This window comes from Streptomyces sp. TRM68416 (genome assembly GCF_014596915.1).
Classification (GTDB): Bacteria; Actinomycetota; Actinomycetes; order Streptomycetales; family Streptomycetaceae; genus Streptomyces.
On the sequence record NZ_JACVWU010000003.1, the window covers coordinates 208,555 to 226,647 of the forward strand.

Annotated in this window: 15 protein-coding genes; 4 read left to right on the top strand and 11 right to left on the bottom strand. The window is 72.0% G+C overall.

The features are described from left to right. Positions 1–36: 36 nt before the first annotated feature. The 5 genes from ICC28_RS06345 to ICC28_RS06365 form a co-directional block, all read right to left on the bottom strand. Entirely contained in the window at positions 37–2,163 is a 2,127-nt protein-coding gene (locus tag ICC28_RS06345; RefSeq protein WP_188287412.1) for a 3-hydroxyacyl-CoA dehydrogenase NAD-binding domain-containing protein, read from the bottom strand. Further along, complete coding sequence (locus ICC28_RS06350) at positions 2,160–3,386, bottom strand: thiolase family protein (RefSeq protein WP_188287413.1); 1,227 nt, start codon at positions 3,384–3,386, stop codon at positions 2,160–2,162. Before ICC28_RS06350 ends, ICC28_RS06345 begins: the two co-directional genes overlap by 4 nt. A gap of 505 nt (positions 3,387–3,891) precedes the next feature. Beyond that, the gene (locus ICC28_RS06355) at positions 3,892–5,196 is read right to left on the bottom strand and encodes a ribonuclease D (RefSeq protein ID WP_188287414.1); all 1,305 of its coding nucleotides are present in this window, start codon (positions 5,194–5,196) and stop codon (positions 3,892–3,894) included. Between the two features lie 198 nt (positions 5,197–5,394). Then, a complete protein-coding gene (locus ICC28_RS06360; protein WP_188287415.1) occupies positions 5,395–6,054 on the bottom strand; it encodes a response regulator transcription factor in 660 nt (219 codons plus the stop codon). A gap of 235 nt (positions 6,055–6,289) precedes the next feature. Continuing rightward, positions 6,290–6,964: a DUF3000 domain-containing protein gene (locus ICC28_RS06365; RefSeq protein ID WP_188287416.1), complete on the bottom strand. Its 675-nt coding sequence runs from the start codon at positions 6,962–6,964 to the stop codon at positions 6,290–6,292. 163 nt (positions 6,965–7,127) lie between these two features. Between ICC28_RS06365 and hemE the strand changes: the two genes are divergently transcribed. Next, complete coding sequence (hemE, locus tag ICC28_RS06370; RefSeq protein ID WP_188287417.1) at positions 7,128–8,183, top strand: uroporphyrinogen decarboxylase; 1,056 nt, start codon at positions 7,128–7,130, stop codon at positions 8,181–8,183. A gap of 64 nt (positions 8,184–8,247) precedes the next feature. Here the strand turns inward: hemE and ICC28_RS06375 are convergent, their stop codons facing one another. Genes ICC28_RS06375 through ICC28_RS06385 form a run of 3 tightly spaced genes read right to left on the bottom strand, consistent with a single transcriptional unit; the run spans position 8,248 to position 11,435 of the window. Further along, positions 8,248–9,777, bottom strand: coding sequence for a tripartite tricarboxylate transporter permease (locus ICC28_RS06375; protein ID WP_188287418.1), 1,530 nt, complete (start codon positions 9,775–9,777; stop codon positions 8,248–8,250). Between the two features lie 24 nt (positions 9,778–9,801). Continuing rightward, complete coding sequence (locus ICC28_RS06380) at positions 9,802–10,401, bottom strand: tripartite tricarboxylate transporter TctB family protein (RefSeq protein WP_188287419.1); 600 nt, start codon at positions 10,399–10,401, stop codon at positions 9,802–9,804. A gap of 20 nt (positions 10,402–10,421) precedes the next feature. Further along, positions 10,422–11,435: a tripartite tricarboxylate transporter substrate binding protein gene (locus ICC28_RS06385; protein WP_317453965.1), complete on the bottom strand. Its 1,014-nt coding sequence runs from the start codon at positions 11,433–11,435 to the stop codon at positions 10,422–10,424. 279 nt (positions 11,436–11,714) lie between these two features. Between ICC28_RS06385 and ICC28_RS06390 the strand changes: the two genes are divergently transcribed. Continuing rightward, complete coding sequence (locus ICC28_RS06390; protein WP_188287420.1) at positions 11,715–12,500, top strand: response regulator; 786 nt, start codon at positions 11,715–11,717, stop codon at positions 12,498–12,500. Positions 12,501–12,506: 6 nt separating this feature from the next. Here the strand turns inward: ICC28_RS06390 and ICC28_RS06395 are convergent, their stop codons facing one another. Beyond that, the gene (locus ICC28_RS06395) at positions 12,507–13,328 is read right to left on the bottom strand and encodes a rhomboid family intramembrane serine protease (protein ID WP_188287421.1); all 822 of its coding nucleotides are present in this window, start codon (positions 13,326–13,328) and stop codon (positions 12,507–12,509) included. Positions 13,329–13,425: 97 nt separating this feature from the next. On the opposite strand from ICC28_RS06395, the gene ICC28_RS06400 reads away from it, so the two are divergent. Continuing rightward, positions 13,426–13,710, top strand: coding sequence for a hypothetical protein (locus tag ICC28_RS06400; protein ID WP_188287422.1), 285 nt, complete (start codon positions 13,426–13,428; stop codon positions 13,708–13,710). A gap of 158 nt (positions 13,711–13,868) precedes the next feature. On the opposite strand, the gene ICC28_RS06405 is transcribed toward ICC28_RS06400, so the two are convergent. Together ICC28_RS06405 and ICC28_RS06410 are read right to left on the bottom strand one after the other, a co-directional pair. Further along, positions 13,869–15,266: an FAD-dependent oxidoreductase gene (locus ICC28_RS06405; protein ID WP_188287423.1), complete on the bottom strand. Its 1,398-nt coding sequence runs from the start codon at positions 15,264–15,266 to the stop codon at positions 13,869–13,871. A 38-nt stretch (positions 15,267–15,304) separates the two neighbouring features. Continuing rightward, the gene (locus ICC28_RS06410) at positions 15,305–16,285 is read right to left on the bottom strand and encodes a DUF4349 domain-containing protein (RefSeq protein ID WP_188287424.1); all 981 of its coding nucleotides are present in this window, start codon (positions 16,283–16,285) and stop codon (positions 15,305–15,307) included. A gap of 183 nt (positions 16,286–16,468) precedes the next feature. On the opposite strand from ICC28_RS06410, the gene hemG reads away from it, so the two are divergent. Continuing rightward, positions 16,469–18,091, top strand: coding sequence for a protoporphyrinogen oxidase (hemG, locus tag ICC28_RS06415; protein WP_188287425.1), 1,623 nt, complete (start codon positions 16,469–16,471; stop codon positions 18,089–18,091). The last annotated feature ends 2 nt before the right edge of the window (positions 18,092–18,093 follow it).

Here is an 18,093-nt window from a genome sequence, read left to right on the forward strand (position 1 = left end):
CCGGCGGAGGCGAAGGCCCCCTTCGCGCAGCTACCGTTACGCCGGCACCGAGGCCAGACCCGGCGCCAGGAACTTCTTGCCGTTCACGCGCTCCGAGACACCCTCACGGTCCAGGTACGGCGTGATGCCGCCCAGGTGGAAGGGCCAGCCGGCGCCCGTGATCAGGCACAGGTCGATGTCCTGGGCCTCGGCGACGACACCCTCGTCGAGCATGAGCCCGATCTCCTGCGCCACCGCGTCGAGCACCCGCTCGCGCACTTGCTCCTCGGTCAGCACGACGTCGCCCTGCTTCAGCAGCGCCGCGACCTCCGGGTCCAGCTCCGGCTTGCCGCTGTCGTAGACGTAGAAGCCGCGCTTGCCCGCCTTGACGACGGCCGCGAGGTTCGGGGAGACCGTGAAGCGGTCCGGGAACGCCTTGTTGAGCGTCTCGGAGACGTGCAGACCGATCGCGGGGCCGACCAGCTCCAGCAGGACCAGCGGGGACATCGGCAGGCCCAGCGGCTCCACCGCCTTCTCCGCGACCTCGACCGGGGTGCCCTCGTCGATGACGTTCTGGATCTCGCCCATGAAGCGGGTGAGGATGCGGTTCACGACGAACGCCGGGGCGTCCTTGACCAGAACCGCGGTCTTCTTCAGCTTCTTGGCGACGGCGAACGCCGTGGCCAGCGAGGCGTCGTCGGTCTGCTCGCCGCGGACGATCTCCAGCAGCGGCAGGATCGCGACCGGGTTGAAGAAGTGGAAGCCGACGACCCGCTCGGGGTTCTTCAGCTTCGACGCCATCTCGGTCACCGACAGCGAGGAGGTGTTGGTGGCGAGGATCGCGTGCGCCGGGGCGACCGCCTCGACCTCCGCGAACACCTGCTGCTTGACGCCGATCTCCTCGAACACGGCCTCGATGATGAAGTCCGCGTCCGCGAAGCCCTCGGCCTTGTCCAGGACACCCGTGACCAGGGCCTTCAGACGGTTGGCCTTGTCCTGGTTGATACGGCCCTTGCCGAGCAGCTTGTCGATCTCGGCGTGGACGTAGCCCACACCCTTGTCGACGCGCTCCTGGTCGATGTCGGTCAGCACGACCGGCACCTCGAGGCGGCGCAGGAAGAGCAGGGCGAGCTGCGAGGCCATCAGACCGGCGCCGACGACGCCGACCTTGGTGACCGGACGCGCCAGGTTCTTGTCCGGGGCGCCCGCGGGACGCTTGCCGCGCTTCTGCACCAGGTTGAACGCGTAGATGCCGGCGCGCAGTTCGCCACCCATGATCAGGTCGGCGAGCGCCACGTCCTCGGCGTCGTAGCCCTGCTGGAGGTCGCCGTTCTTGGCGGCGGCGATGATGTCCAGGGCGCGGTAGGCGGCCGGGGCCGCGCCGTGCACCTTGGAGTCCGCGATGAAACGGCCCTTGGCGACGGCCTGGTCCCAGGTCTCGCCGCGGTCGATCACCGGACGCTCGACCTCGACCTCGCCCTTCAGCACCTGGGCGGTCCAGACCAGCGACTGCTCCAGGAAGTCGGCGCCCTCGAAGATGGCGTCGGCGATGCCGAGGTCGAAGACCTGCTGGCCCTTGAGCTGCTTGTTCTGGTTGAGGCTGTTCTCGATGATCACCGAGACGGCCTTGTCGGCGCCGATCAGGTTCGGCAGGATCGTGCAGCCGCCCCAGCCCGGGACCAGGCCCAGGAAGACCTCGGGGAGGGAGAAGGCGGGGAGCGCCTTGGAGACGGTCCGGTACGTGCAGTGCAGACCGACCTCGACGCCGCCGCCCATGGCCGCGCCGTTGTAGTACGCGAAGGTCGGCACCGCGAGACCCGCGAGGCGCTTGAAGACCTCGTGGCCGCCCTTGCCGATGGCGAGCGCGTCCTTGTGCTCCTTGAGCAGCTCGACGCCCTTGAGGTCGGCGCCGACCGCGAAGATGAACGGCTTGCCGGTGATGCCGACGCCGACGATGTCGCCGTCCGCGGCCTCCCGCTCGACCTGGTCGACGGCGGCGTTGAGGTTCGCCAGCGAGGCCGGGCCGAAGGTGGTCGGCTTGGTGTGGTCGAAGCCGTTGTCCAGCGTGATGAGCGCGAAGCGCCCGGCGCCGCCCGGCAGGTCGAGGTGGCGTACGTGCGCGGACGTCACGACCTCGTCGGGGAAGAGCTCGGCCGCGCCCTTGAGGAGTTCAGTGGTGCTCACTTGTCGCCTCCGGCGTCCTTGTGGTGCGGGTTCTCCCAGATCACCGTGGCGCCCATGCCGAAGCCGACGCACATGGTGGTGAGGCCGTAGCGGACCTCCGGCTGCTCCTCGAACTGGCGGGCCAGCTGCGTCATCAGACGGACGCCGGAGGAGGCGAGCGGGTGGCCGTACGCGATGGCGCCGCCGTACTGGTTGACGCGCGCGTCGTCGTCGGCGATGCCGTAGTGCTCCAGGAAGGCGAGCACCTGGACGGCGAAGGCCTCGTTGATCTCGAAGAGGTTGATGTCCTCGATCGACAGACCGGCCTGGGCGAGGGCCTTCTCGGTGGCCGGGATCGGGCCGTAGCCCATGACCTCCGGCTCGACGCCCGCGAAGGCGTAGGAGACCAGGCGCATCTTCACCGGCAGGTTGTGCTCGCGGGCGAAGTCCTCGCTCGCGATGATCGACGCGGTGGCGCCGTCGTTCAGACCGGCCGCGTTACCGGCGGTGACCCGGCCGTGGACGCGGAACGGGGTCTTCAGGCCGGCCAGGTTCTCCAGCGTGGTCCCCGGGCGCATCGGCTCGTCGGCGGTGACCAGGCCCCAGCCCGTCTCACCGGCCTCGGCGTTGGTGCGGCGCACCGAGATCGGCACCAGGTCCTGCTGGATCTTGCCGTTGGCGTACGCCTTGGCGGCCTTCTCCTGCGAGCGCACGGCGTACTCGTCGGCGCGCTGCTTGGTGATCGTCGGGTAGCGGTCGTGCAGGTTCTCGGCGGTCATGCCCATGAACAGCGCCGACTCGTCGACCAGCTTCTCGCTGACGAACCGCGGGTTCGGGTCGACGCCCTCGCCCATCGGGTGGCGGCCCATGTGCTCGACACCGCCGGCGATGACGGCGTCGTAGGCGCCGAAGGCGATGGAACCGGCGGTGGTCGTCACGGCGGTCAGGGCGCCGGCGCACATCCGGTCGATGGAGTAGCCGGGCACCGACTGCGGCAGGCCCGCGAGGATGCCGGCCGTGCGGCCGAGGGTGAGGCCCTGGTCGCCGATCTGCGTGGTCGCGGCGATGGCGACCTCGTCGATCTTCTTGGGGTCGAGACCGGGGTTGCGGCGCAGCAGCTCCCGGATCGCCTTCACGACAAGGTCGTCGGCGCGGGTCTCGTGGTAGATGCCCTTCGGGCCCGCCTTGCCGAACGGGGTGCGGACGCCGTCGACGAAGACGACGTCCCTGACGGTACGAGGCACGATGGCTCTCCTCCAGATGCGGGATGGCACTGCTGCACTGCGCAAGCGCTGAGCGCGCGCTCAGCGCCCATGCTACTTATGGGTAACGTAGCTGCACAGCCCCGGAGGTCCAAGCGGTGAACGTCACATCCGCGGAGGTGTCGTCGAACCGCGCGGAGTGCACACCGGCAGGGGGCACGGGGCGCTGCCCCGGCCCCTTCCCGCTGATCGTCATGGCTCATGACGATCAGGGGCGGAGGCGTCGGCCGACACAGTCGGGAGTCGTCCCACGGCCGGCAGCGACACGTCGGCCGACACACACGTGCCCGTCTCGGCCGCCACCGAAAGGCCCCGGCCGGTCCGAGCGCCCGCGCCGCCTCGTCGGACGCGGTCGTTCGGATCTCCGTGTGCCGAGGGCCGCCGCGCCGCCGACCGCGCGATCCACCGGTGACCGAGCGCGGCGAGATACCGCACCGCGCCCGTCACCGGGGGAAGACCGTCAAGCCCGTCGCCGCCCCTGTGGCGATCAGGCGGACAGCGCGGCCACGAGAATCGGTGTGACCTGCTCGACCTGCCAGGGCCGCGCCCCGAACCCGGCGAGCGCGGCCCCCACGGACTCCGCGTCCACGACCGCGGGCGGCTCCCAGCAGACCCGCCGGACCGTGTCCGGCGTGATCAGGTTCTCCTGCGGCATGTTCAGCCGCTCCGCCAGCGCCGAGACCCCGGCCCGGGCCGCCGACAGGCGTGCCGCGGCCGCGGGGTCCTTGTCGGCCCAGGCGCGCGGGGGCGGAGGCCCGGTGACCGGCTGGCCCGGCTGCGGCAGTTGCGACTCGGGCAGCGCCTTCGCGCGGTCCACCGCGGCCTGCCACTGCTCCAGTTGCCGCCGCCCCATCCGGTGCCCGTAGCCGTTCAGCGCGGCCAGGGCGTGCACATTGGCCGGAAGGGAGAGCGACGCCTCCACGATGGCCGCGTCGGAGAGCACCTTGCCCGGCGACACGTCCCGCCGCTGGGCGATCCGGTCCCGCGTCTGCCACAGCTCGCGCACGACGGCCAACTGCCGGCGCCGGCGCACCTTGTGCATCCCGGAGGTCCGCCGCCAGGGGTCCTTGCGGGGCTCGGGCGGCGGGGCGGAGGCGATCGCGTGGAACTCCTGCCGGGCCCACTCCAGCTTGCCCTGCCGGTCCAGCTCCTTCTCCAGCGCGTCGCGCAGGTCGACGAGGAGCTCGACGTCCAGGGCCGCGTAGCGCAGCCACGGCTCGGGCAGCGGACGGGTGGACCAGTCGACGGCCGAGTGCCCCTTCTCCAGGACGAAGCCGAGGACGCTCTCGACCATGGCGCCGAGACCCACCCGGGGGAACCCGGCGAGCCGACCGGCCAGCTCGGTGTCGAACAGCTGGGTGGGCACCATGCCTATCTCCCGGAGACAGGGCAGGTCCTGGGTGGCGGCGTGCAGCACCCACTCGGCGTCGGAGAGTGCCTCGCCGAGGCCGGAGAGGTCGGAGCAGGCCACGGGGTCGATCAGTGCGCTGCCGGCGCCCTGGCGGCGCAGTTGTACGAGATAGGCGCGCTGTCCGTAGCGGTAGCCGGACGCGCGCTCGGCGTCGACGGCGACGGGGCCGGACCCGGCGGCGAACGCGGCGATCGTCCGGGCGAGGGAGTCCTCGTCGGCGATTACGGGCGGAATGCCCTCGCGCGGTTCGAGCAAAGGGGTCGGCTCAGGGGCCGGGTCAGAGTTCGGCGCCCCCGTAACAGAAGATCCGCCGTCGTCCGGAGGGGCGCCTCCGGTGGTTCGCAGTGAACTGTCTGCTGCGGTCTCTTGGGCGTCGGTCACCTGTCAAGGGTATCTGTGTGTGGACGGGGCCCGCCGACGGAACGTTCCGTCGGCGGGCGCCCGGGGGTCGTAAACCAGTCAGCTCGGTGCATCGTCCGGCTCACGACGGGCGGGGCACGGACGCGAGGGATCCGGCGGCCGATCCGTTCACGTCCGTGAATGGGCGGGGTCGGGGAGCGGGGAGGGTCGGGGGAGGGGTCAGTGGATGATGCCGGTGCGCAGGGCGACCGCGACCATGCCGGCGCGGTCGCCCGTGCCGAGCTTGCGGGCGATGCGGGCGAGGTGGCTCTTGACGGTCAGCGCGGACAGGCCCATCGAGACGCCGATCGCCTTGTTCGACTGGCCCTCCGCCACCAGCCGCAGCACCTCGACCTCACGGCCGGACAGCTCGCGGTAGCCGCCCGGGTGGCTCGGGGCACCCGGGGGGCGGCGGTGCATCCGGGCGGCGGCGCCGAGGGGAGCGGCGCCCGGTCGGGTGGGGAGCCCGACGTTGGTGCGGGTGCCGGTGACGACGTAGCCCTTCACGCCCCCGGCGAGGGCGTTGCGGACGGCGCCGATGTCGTCGGCGGCGGACAGGGCGAGGCCGTTGGGCCAGCCCGCGGCACGGGTCTCCGACAGCAGGGTCAGGCCGGAGCCGTCGGGCAGGTGGACGTCGGCGACGCAGATGTCGCGGGGGTTGCCGATGCGGGGACGGGCCTCCGCGACGGACGAGGCCTCGATGACGTCGCGGACACCGAGTGCCCAGAGGTGGCGGGTGACGGTGGAGCGGACGCGGGGATCGGCGACGACCACCATGGCGGTCGGCTTGTTCGGGCGGTAGGCGACCAGGCTTGCGGGCTGCTCAAGAAGAACGGACACCGGGCCTCCTGGGGTGCGGGGACGGCTTTCAAGGTCACAGTCGTCTTCGGCACCAAACCCGGGGTCCTTTAGAGAAAGATCACGATTTAGTGAGTAACAATCAGGGCAATTCGGACGCATGGTCGATCGTTCGGTGAACGAATCGGTTCGTTCGAGAGATCGTTCCTGACTGAAAGTGGCCGTGTCGACAAAGCGACGGCCGTGCGGGCGCCCCTGGAGACCGCCGCGGAGACGGTCATCGGGAGTGCGGCCCCCTGCGCTGCGGCAGCGTCACCACCGCCGCGTCACCCGGACCGGCCGGCGGCAGCCCCGCGACCTGCGCGAGCAGATCGCTCCACGCCGCCAGGTGGGCCGCCGCGTCCGGCACCCCGCCCAGGCCCTCGCGCGGCGTCCAGGAGGCACGGATCTCGATCTGCGAGGCCGACGGCCGCTCGGACAGCCCGCCGAAGTAGTGGGAACTCGCGCGCGTGACGGTGCCGCTCGGCTCCCCGTACGTCAGACCGCGCGCCTGCAGCGCCCCGGTCAGCCACGACCAGCACACCTCGGGCAGCAGCGGATCGGCGGCCATCTCCGCCTCCAGCTCCGCCCGCACCAGCGTCACCAGCCGGAACGTGCCCCGCCAGGCGTCGTGCCCGGCCGGGTCGTGCAGCAGCACCAGCCGTCCGTCGGCCAGGTCCTGGTCGCCGTCGACGACCGTGGCCTCCAACGCGTACGCGTGCGGGGCGAGCCGCTGCGGCGCCCGGGTCGGCTCCACCTCGATCTGCGGCCGCAGCCGACTGCCGCGCAGGGCTTCCACCGCGGTCAGGAAGGCCGGCGGCGCACTGTTCGTACGCCCGCTCCCCTCCCCGGTTCCCTTCGCGTCATCCATCCCGCCCGTGCCGTCCGACAGTCGTCCCTGAGCCGCAGCCATGCGGGGAAGATTAAGGGGAACGGCGCCGTCGCGCAGGGAGGGACACCAGGAGAACGTCCCCGAGCCCGCGGGCCGGTCGCGTGGTTCCCCGTGCCCCTGCGGGCCCCGCGGAACCGCGACGCCGTGCGTCGGGCACCACCGCCACCATGCGAGACTGACCACCGTGAGTGCCAACGACACGCAGCCGACAGCGACGTACGACTCCGCCTTCATGAAGGCGTGCAGGCGCGAGCCCGTGCCGCACACCCCCGTGTGGTTCATGCGACAGGCCGGCCGCTCCCTGCCGGAGTACCGCAAGGTGCGCGAGGGCATCCCGATGCTGGAGTCCTGCATGCGGCCCGAGCTGGTCACCGAGATCACGCTCCAGCCCGTCCGCCGGCACCACGTGGACGCCGCGATCTACTTCAGCGACATCGTCGTCCCCCTCAAGGCCATCGGCATCGACCTCGACATCAAGCCCGGCGTCGGCCCGGTCGTCGAGCAGCCCGTCCGCACCCGCGCCGACCTCGCCCGACTGCGCGACCTGACCCCCGAGGACGTCTCCTACGTCACCGAGGCCATCGGCCTGCTCACCGGCGAGCTGGGGTCCACCCCGCTCATCGGATTCGCGGGCGCGCCTTTCACCCTCGCGAGTTACCTCGTCGAGGGCGGACCGTCGCGCACGTACGAGAACGCCAAGGCGATGATGTACGGCGACCCCGAGCTGTGGGCCGACCTCCTCGACCGGCTCGCCGACATCACGGCCGCCTTCCTCAAGGTCCAGATCGAGGCGGGCGCCTCGGCGGTCCAGCTGTTCGACTCCTGGGTCGGCGCGCTGGCCCCCGCCGACTACCGGCGCTCCGTGATGCCCGCCTCCGCCAAGGTCTTCCGGGCCGTCGAGGGCTACGGCGTCCCGCGCATCCACTTCGGCGTCGGCACCGGCGAACTGCTCGGCCTGATGGGCGAGGCCGGCGCGGACGTCGTCGGCGTCGACTGGCGCGTCCCGCTGGACGAGGCCGCCCGCCGCGTCGGCCCCGGCAAGGCGCTCCAGGGCAACCTCGACCCGACGCTGCTGTTCTCCACCCGGGAGGCCGTCGAGACCAAGGCCCGCGAGGTCCTGGACGCGGCGGCGGGCCTGGAGGGCCACGTCTTCAACCTCGGGCACGGCGTGCTCCCGTCCACCGACCCGGACGCGCTGACCCACCTCGTGGAGTACGTCCACACGCAGACGGCCCGGTAACCGCCTCGGGCGGCAGCGCCGTACACCCGGCACTGCCGCCCGAGGGACGGTTCCCGTCAACCCGTCATGCGTCGACCCGCTCCTCCGGCGCCGCGGCGACCTGCCGCTGCCTGCGCCGCTGCCGCCAGACACCGAGCAGCGGCGTCGTCATCGACAGCACCGCAACCGCGAGCAGACCGGCGGAGATCGGCTTGGTGACGAAGGTGCTGAAGGAGCCGTCCGAGATCAGCAGCGCCTGCCGCATGGACTTCTCCATCAGGCCGCCCAGGATGAGCCCCAGGATCAGCGGCGCCGCGGGGAAGTCGTTGGCCCGCATCAGGAAGCCCAGCACACCGAAGGCGACCAGCAGCCACAGGTCGAACGTGCTGAACGACTGCCCGTAGACACCGACCACGCAGAAGACCACGACCAGCGGCAGCAGCAGCATCTGCGGGGTCTTGAGGATCTTCGCGAACAGCGGGATCAGCGGCAGGTTGAGGATCAGCAGCACGACGTTGCCGATGTACATGCTGGCGATGACACCCCAGAACATGTCCGGGTTCTCGTCCATCAGCAGCGGACCCGGCTGCACCCCGAGCACCAGCAGCGCGCCCAGCAGCACCGCCGTCGTACCCGAACCGGGCACGCCCAGCGTCATCAGCGGCACGAAAGACCCGGTGCAGGCCGCGTTGTTGGCGGACTCCGGGGCGGCCACACCCTTGATGCTGCCCTTGCCGAACGCCTTGCCGCCGTCCTTGGCCAGCCGCTTCTCGAAGGCGTACGAGAGGAAGGAGGCGATGGTCGCCCCGGCGCCCGGCAGCACGCCGATGAAGAAGCCGAGGACCGAGCCGCGCCCGACGGGGCCGCTGATCTCCTTCGCCTCGCTCCGGGTCAGCCTGAGCGAGGTGATGGTGCTCGCCCGGCCGGTGTCCTTGCCGCGGTTCATCAGCATCACGAAGACCTCGGCGAGCGCGAACACGCCCAGGGCCACGATCAGGAACTCGATGCCCTGGAACAGTTCGATCCGCCCGAAGGTGAACCGCTGCGTCGAGGTCTGGGAGTCGATGCCGACCAGGGCGATCATCACACCGACGGTGCCGGAGATCAGCCCCTTGACGAGGTTGTTGCCGGAGAGGGAGACCACCGCGGTCAGACCGAGCAGCATCAGCGAGAAGTACTCGGCCGGGCCGAAGCTGGTCGCGAGCGCCGACAGCGAGGGCGCGACGACCATCAGACCGATCACGCCGATCGTGCCGCCGGCGAAGGAGGCGTACGCGGCGACCGCCAGCGCCTTGCCCGCCTTGCCCTGCTTGGCCAGCGGATAGCCGTCGAAGGACGTGGCCACCGTGCCGGCCACACCGGGGGCGTTGAGCAGGATCGACGACGTCGAGCCGCCGAAGATCGCGCCGTAGTAGACCCCGGAGAGCAGGATGATCGCCGAGACGGGGTCCATGGTGAAGGCGACCGGGATCATCAGCGAGATCGCGCTGATCGGGCCGAGCCCCGGCAGCATGCCGATGACCGTGCCCATGAGTACGCCGAGGAAGACGTAGAGCAGATTGGCCGGGGTGAGGGCCACCCCGAAGCCGTCGAAGAGTCCGTTGAGAGCGTCCATGACGTAGGTCCGTCCGTGTCCGGGTCAGAAGGGCAGCGGCCCGGTCGGCAGGGCCACTTCGAGCCCCTCGGACATGGCGAGGTACAGCGTCAGGGACACCCCCACGCCCACCGTCGCGCTCACCCAGTGCTTGGCGAAACCGAGGTACCAGGCGGTGCCGACCACGAAGAGGCTGGTCGAGAGCACGAACCCGAGCGGCACGAACAGCGCCACGTAGAGGCAGATCGCGAGCAGCAGCACGGCCGGCTCCAGCCGGGGATCGGAGAGGCGGCCGAAGCGGGGGCGGGGCGCCTCACCCTGCCCCGACGCCTGCGCGCCCTTGTCCTGCGTGCCCTTGTCCTGCGCGTCCTTGACCTGTGCGTCCTTGTCCTGCGCGCCCGGCTCCCGCGCGCCCGGCTCGTCGGCCGTCTCCTCGACCGACTCCTTGGGCCCGGACTTCTGGAAGAACAGGGCCACCGACAGGGCGATCAGGAACAGCCCGAGACCGCGGGGGAGCGTGCTGGGCTGCACCGGCGTCTGAACCGCCGTGAACTCGGGGATGCCGAACGCCCCGATCGTGTACGCGACCGCCGCCAGGCCGATGACGACCGCCAGGGTGCGCTGCGAGAAACGGAAGTGATGCATCGTGCCGCCGTCCCCGCCGCCTACTTCTTCAGACCGACGTCGGTGAGAATCGCGCTGAACGACTCGTTCTGCTCGTCGAGGAAGGCCCCGAACTCCGCGCTGCCGAGGTAGGCGTTGGTCCAGCCGAGCTTCTCGCTCTCCTTCTTCCAGGCGTCGTTGTCGATCATCTTCTTGTACGCCTCCTCGTAGTAGGCGATCTGGCTCTCGCTCAGGCCCTTGGGGCCCATCACCCCGCGCCAGATGTCGAAGACGTACTCCACGCCCTGCTCGGTGAGGGTGGGCGCGTCCGGCAGGATCGCCGAGCGCTCCCCGGTGGACACGGCGAGCACCCTGAGATCGCCGGACTTCACCAGGCCGGTCACCTCGGAGGCGCCGGCCACCGCGGCGTCCGCGTGACCGCCGAGCAGCGCGGTGAGGGCCTCGCCGCCGCCGTCGAAGGGCACGTACTTCACCTGCGAGGCGTCCGCGCCCGCCGCCTGGACGGCGCCCGCGAGACCGACGTGGTCGAGACTGCCGGGGCCGGAGCCGCCGGCGATGCTGACGCTCTTCGGGGCGGACTTGAGCTTCGACGCCAGGTCGCCGAAGGTCTTGAAGGGCGAATTCGCCTTCACCACATAGGCCATGGGCTCGGTGTTGAGCCGGGCGATGGGCGTGAAGTCCTTGTACGTCTGGGGCGACTCGCCGGCCAGCGGCACCAGCAGCACCGGCGGGCTGGTCACGAACAGCTTGTGCGGGTCGCCCTGGTGCTGGGCGATGTACGACCAGCCGATCGCGCCGCCGCCGCCCGGCTTGTTGATCACCCGCATCGGCCGGTCGACCAGATTCGCCTCGTCCAGCACCCGGGCGCTGGTGCGGGCCAGGGTGTCCCAGCCGCCGCCGGTGCCCGCGGGGGCGACGTACTCGATGGGCCTGGTCGGCTTCCAGGGGCCGCTGCCCGCGCCGGTGGTCGCCTGCTCGCCGCAGGCCGCGAGCAGAAGTGTGGCCGAACCGGCGGCCACGGCCGCCATGACTGCTCGGGGGGTTGAGCGGAACACGCTTCCTCCAGCTGTGCTCTCGGGTGTTTCCACGGTGTTGCGGTGTCGGGGCGTCATGGAAACAGCGCGAAATGCGGCCGAGAAGGGAATCGAGCGTTGTGCAGCTATTGGCCCTAACGAACGTTTTGAAGCTAGTGGTCACAGGGGTTCTGTAATTTCTGTTCACGCCCCGCCCGCCTGAAGCGCCCGGCATCGATGCGATATCACCTGTGTCCCACCTGGTGACTGCCTGGGCCCTCTGCTGTACAAACAACGAGGTCCGGGCAGAAGGGAGCCGTCATGATTCGTGTGCTGGTCGTCGACGATGACTTCATGATCGCCCGCATCCATCGCAGACTCGTGGAGCGGGTGCCCGGCTTCACCGTCGTCGGCGAGGCGCGCAACGGCGCGGACGCCCTGCGGGCAGCGCGGGACCTGGCACCGGATCTGATGCTGCTCGACAACTACCTGCCCGACATCGGCGGCCTCGACGTGCTGCGCGAGCTGCGCGCGGGCGAGGCACCCGGCAGCGAGACCGACGTGATGATGGTGACGGCCGCGCAGGACGCCGCCACCGTGCGCGGCGCGCTCCGCGGCGGCGCCGTCCACTACATCATCAAGCCGTTCGACAGCTCCGTACTGGAGGAACGGCTCCAGCAGTACGCCCGGCAGCGCCGCGAACTCGCCTCCCTCGCCGTCCCCGAGCAGGACGACGTCGACCGGGTCTTCGGTACGGCCTCACCCGGGCCCGGCGCCCCGGCCGGGGACGCCCTCCTGCCCGCCGTCCCCGCTCCTGCCCCTGCCCCTGCTCCTGCTCCGGCCGCCGCCCGGCTGCCCAAGGGGGTCACCGAGCAGACCGCCGAGCTGGTGCGCTGCCACCTCTCCGCGTACGACGCGGGCCTGTCCGCCTCGGAGTGCGCCGAGGCGACCGGTCTGTCCCGGGTCAGCGCCCGCCGTTATCTGGAGTTCTTCGTCGCCACCGGCCAGGCCCGGGTCTCCCTGCGGTACGGCACGACCGGCCGCCCCGAGCGCCGCTACCACTGGCTGGCCGCCGCACCGGCCCCGGTGCGGATCGAGCACGGCTGAGCCGGTTCACCACGTCTCCCGGGGCCGCGCCTTCCTGCCGAACAGCAGGCCGCGCGGTTCCGGCGGTGGCGGGGTGCCCGCACGCAGCGGCCAGGCGATCGCCATGCCCGCGAGGAAGCCGACGACATGCGCCGCGTACGCCACCGTGCCCGCGTCGGTGACGCCCTGGCCGGAGGAGTACACGGCCTGGAGCACGAACCAGAAGCCCAGCACCAGCCAGGCGGGCAGCCGCAGCGGCAGGAAGATCAGGAAGGGCACCAGGACCCACACCCTTGCCTTCGGATACAGCACGAGATAGGCGCCCAGCACCCCGGCGATGGCGCCCGAGGCGCCGATCAGGGGATCGCCCGACTCGGAGTTGAGGAACGCGAAGCCGTAGGAGGCCGCGTAGCCGCAGACGACGTAGAAGAGCAGGTACCGCACGTGGCCCATGCGGTCCTCGATGTTGTTGCCGAAGATCAGCAGGAACAGCATGTTGCCGAGCAGGTGCAGCCAGCCGCCGTGCAGGAACAGCGCCGTGAGGACGGACAGCGCGGGCGACTTGTCGTAACCGGGCGGGCCGATGACACAGCCGGGGCCCTGCGGGCCGACGCCGACCTCTCCGGTGGGGACCGTCCGGGGCGTCTGTCCGTGGATCAACTCCTGCGGCACCGCCGCGTACTGGTCCAGGAACGCATGCAGTTGGCACAGCTGGGACAGTTGGCTCTCCCCGGGCAGGCCGAACGTCCCGGGCATGGAGAGGAACACGAAGACGTTCGTGGCGATCAGCGCGTACGTCACCCACGGGGTGCGGCGCGCCGGGTTCACGTCATGGACGGGGATGACCACAAGGAACTACTGCCCCCGATGCGGTGCGCAAACCGGTGAACGCCGCGCGCGTGTCGCCCGTATGGCTTCTCAACCAGGTCTACGTGAGGAACAGGCGATGAACGACCGAGTGACTCCCTCGATGCACGCGCTGCCCGACGGCGAGGCGGAGATCTCCATGGTGGTACGGCTTCCCTGGGAGGACGTCGCACGGCTCGGCCAGGAGGCCGGGCGGCTCGCCGCGCAGACGGGGCGGCCGGTGACACTGGACGAGGCCGTGAGCCACCGGCTGCGCTCGGCCCGGCCCGCGGCGGCGCACGCGAAGCCGGGGGCCGAGCAGCCGGCCGCCACCACCTCCAGCGGCTCGGTGGCGTCCCTGCCGAGGATCAGCGGAACCGCCTAGGCAGGCCTGGCGCATTCGACTGCGGTGCGACAGCGCCCCAAAGGGGCGCGGGGCTGCATCTGTCAGCGGCTCCGCCGCGATGGGGGTCCCCCCGCGCGAGCGAAGCCGAGCGTGGGGGAGCGACCAGCCACGACGAACCCGCAGCCGAACACGACACATCACGGCACGTGCGCCACCGCCTTCGAAGCCTTGCGGGCAGCTACCAGTACCGGGTCCCAGACCGGGCTGAACGGCGGGGCGTAGCCGAGGTCCAGGGAGGTCATGCGGTCCACCGTCATGGCGGCCGTCAGGGCCACGGCGGCCACGTCGACGCGCTTCCCCGCGCCTTCCCTGCCGACGATCTGGACGCCGAGGAGCCGTCCCGTGCGGCGTTCGGCGAGCATCTTGACCGTCATGGGGGAGGCGCCGGGGTAGTAGCCCGCGCGGCTGGTGGACTCGACGGTGACCGTGACGTACCGCAGGCCCGCGCGGCGGGCGTCCTTCTCGCGCAGGCCGGTGCGGGCGATCTCCAGGTCGCAGACCTTGCTGACCGCCGTACCGACCACGCCGGGGAAGGTGGCGTAGCCGCCGCCGGCGTTGGTGCCGATCACCTGGCCGTGCTTGTTGGCGTGGGTGCCGAGCGCGATGTGCCGCTCCTGGCCGGATACCAGGTCGAGGACCTCGACGCAGTCGCCGCCCGCCCAGATGTTCTCGTGCCCGCGCACCCGCATCGCCAGGTCCGTCAGCAGGCCCCCGTGTGTGCCCAGGGGCAGCCCGGCCGCGCGGGCGAGCCCGGTCTCGGGGCGCACGCCGATGCCGAGCACGACCACGTCCGCCGGGTACTCGGCGTCCTCGGTGGCCACCGCGCGCACCCGGCCGTCCCCGCCGGTGAGGATCTTGGTGACCTCGGCGTCGTTCACCATCGTGATGCCGAGCCCCTCCATGGCCGTGTGCACCAGGCGGCCCATGTCCGGATCGAGCGTGGCCATCGGCTCGCTGCCCCGGTTGACGACCGTCACCCGGTAGCCGCGGTTGATCAGCGCCTCGGCCATCTCCACGCCGATGTAACCGGCGCCGACGACCACCGCACGACGCCCACGCGTGCGTGCCAGCGTGTCCAGGAGCGCCTGCCCGTCGTCCAGGGTCTGCACCCCGTGCACCCCGGGCGCGTCCACCCCCGGCATGTCGGGCCGGATCGGCCGGGCCCCGGTCGCGATGACGAGTTTGTCGTACGACGTCCAGGACTCGGCGCCGGAATCGACGTCCCGCGCGCGGACCCGCTGCCCCGCCACGTCGATCTCCGTGACCTCGGTGCGCATGCGCAGGTCGATGCCGCGGGCGCGGTGCTCCTCGGGCGTGCGGGCGATCAACCGCTCGCGCTCGCCGACGTCGCCGCCGACCCAGTACGGGATGCCGCACGCCGAGAAGGAGGTGAAGTGGCCGCGCTCGAAGGCGACGATCTCCAGCTCGTCGGGGCCCCTCATCCGGCGGGCCTGCGACGCCGCGGACATCCCCGCGGCGTCGCCGCCGATCACGACCAGTCGTTCCCTCGTACCCCGTGCACGGCTCATGCTCATGCGAACACGCTACGGGGCCAGGGCATTTCGGGCCCGCCTCAGTCCTCCTCGCCCGGCCGCGCGGTCCCGGGCTGCGGCGCCTGCCGGGCGGTCGGCAGCGGGCCCGGCGCGGGCCCGGCGGGCATCGCGGGCACGGTCTGCGGCCGGCGGGACAGGCGGGGGTGTACCAGGCGCAGCCACAGCCACACCAGCAGGGCCAGCACCGCCGCGAACGGCAGCACCGCGGCGAGCGCCACCACGATCCAGCGCAGCATCGTCACGAACGCGTCCCAGCCACCGCCCAGCGCGTCCAGGACCCCGGGGTCGTCGTCCCCGGTGGCCTCCTTCACCGGCGTCTCGGACAGGGCGAGGGTGATGGTGGCCAGGCTCGTGCGGTCCTTCAGGGACGCCTGCTGGGCGAGCAGGGACTCCAGGTCGGCCTGACGGCGGCTCAGCTCGCCCTCCAGCGTCACCACGTCGCTCAGCTTGGTCGCCCGGTCCATCAGCTCGCGGATCCGGGCCACGCTGGCGCGCTGCGACTTGATGCGGCTGTCCACGTCGACGACCTGCTCGGTGACGTCCTGCGCCTTGGCGGTGCGGTCGAGGAGCTTGCCCGCGCCCTCCAGGTCGGCGAGGACGTCCGCGTAGGAGTCGACGGGCACGCGCAGCACGACGCGGGTGCGCTCGTTGCCCTCGTCGTCGCGGGTGGTGGACTCCCGGCCGACGTAGCCGCCCGCGTTCTCGGCGGTGGTGCGGGCCTCCTCCAGGGCCTTCGGTACGTCCTTGACCTGCACGGTCAGCGACGCGGTGCGGATGATGTGGCTCGCGGCCAGTCTGGGCGGCGCGTCCGCCTGCGAGGCGCCGGACTCGTCGGACACGGCGCCCTCCTTGCTGTCCTGCCGCGCCGCCCCGGCGCGGGCGTCGGACGCGCTGTCACCGCCGCCGTCACCGGCGTCGGTGCAGCCGGTCAGTGCGAGGGCCGCGGCCAGCAGTAGGCCGGCGAGGGCCTGAACGGGTCGTACGGAACGTCGTGTTCGCATGCGGGTGTACCCCCCGAGGGTCGTGACGACTGATGCTCCTTCGACGCCGGGAGGGCCCCGGACGTTGGACCGGAACGGTTCCGATGCGGTCACGGTCGGGACTCGGCCCGGGCACACGGTCCCGCGCGGCGGGGGCCGAACGGCCCTGTCGGGAGTGTCAGTGGGGTTTGAGAGAGTGGGATCATGCGCGGAGCGGACACACCAGCGGATCAGGGACATGTCGTGGTCGTCGGGGGCGGCATCGCCGGACTGGCGGCGGCCCACCGCCTGCTGGACGGCGGCAGACGGGTGACCCTGCTGGAGGCCTCCGACCGGCTCGGCGGCAAGCTGCTGCCCGGCGAGATCGCCGGAGTGCGCGTGGACCTCGGCGCCGAGTCGATGCTGGCCCGCCGCCCCGAGGCCGTCGCCCTGGCCCGTGAGGCCGGCCTCGCCGGGCGTCTGCAGCCGCCGGCCACCGCCACCGCCTCGATCTGGACCCGCGGCGCCCTGCGCCCCATGCCCAAGGGCCACGTCATGGGGGTGCCCGGCACCGCCTCCGCCCTGGCCGGCGTCCTGTCGGACGAGGGCCTCGCCCGCATCGAGCGGGACGCGGTGCTGCCCCGCACGGAGGTCGGCGAGGACATCGCGGTCGGCACGTACGTCGCGGAGCGGCTGGGCCGCGAGGTCGTCGACCGGCTCGTCGAGCCCCTGCTCGGCGGGGTGTACGCGGGCGACGCCTACCGCATCTCGATGCGCTCGGCCGTCCCCCAGCTCTTCCAGGCCGCCCGCACGCACGACTCCCTGACCGAGGCGGTCCGCGAGATCCAGGCCAAGGCAGCCGCCCACCAGCAGACCGGCCCGGTCTTCATGGGTATCGAGGGCGGCATCGGCACCCTCCCGCTCGCGGTCGCCGAGTCGGTCCGCGCGCGGGGCGGCGAGATCGTGACCGGGGCGCGGGTGACGGAGCTGCGCAGGGTCGGGGTGCGGGCGCCCGGTGACGCCGACGGGCCGGGTGGCCTCGGCCGGGGCGGCACCGGCGGCGAGGACGGTGCCGTCGGCGGCGGAGCGGGCCCACGTGCCTTCGGCCGCGGTGAGCGCGGCCCCACGAGCCCTGGTGCGCCGGACACCGCGGCGGCGCAGCCCCGCGCGGCCTGGCGGGTCGTCGCCGGTGACCGCGTCCTGCACGCGGACGCGGTTGTCGTGGCGCTGCCCGCCCCGGCCGCCGCCGCCCTCCTGCGGGCCGAGGTCCCGGGGGCCGCCGTCGAGCTGGACGCCGTCGAGTACGCGTCGATGGCCCTGGTCACCCTCGCCTACCGCCGCGCGGAGACCGCGCTCCCCGAGGGCAGCGGCTTCCTCGTCCCGCCGGTCGACGGCCGCACCGTCAAGGCCTCGACCTTCGCCTCCCAGAAGTGGGGCTGGATCGCCGAGGCCGACCCCGGCCTGGTCGTGCTGCGCACCTCGGTCGGGCGGTACGGCGAGACGGAGATCCTCCGCCGCGACGACGTCGACCTCGTCGAGGTCTCCCGGCACGACCTGAAGGCGGCGACCGGCCTGGACGCCACCCCGGTCGAGACCCGCGTCACCCGCTGGACCGGCGGCCTGCCCCAGTACCCCGTCGGCCACCACGCGCGCGTGGCCCGCATCCGCGAGCACATCGCCCGCGTCCCGGGCCTCGCCGTGTGCGGCGCCGCCTACGACGGCGTCGGCATCCCGGCGTGCATCGCGAGCGCGTACGCGGCCGTCGACCAGATCCACGGTGACGCGCGCGCTGTGCAGCAGCTCACCGCCCACCCGGTGCAGAGTCTGCACGGAGGAGCAGGAGAATAAGG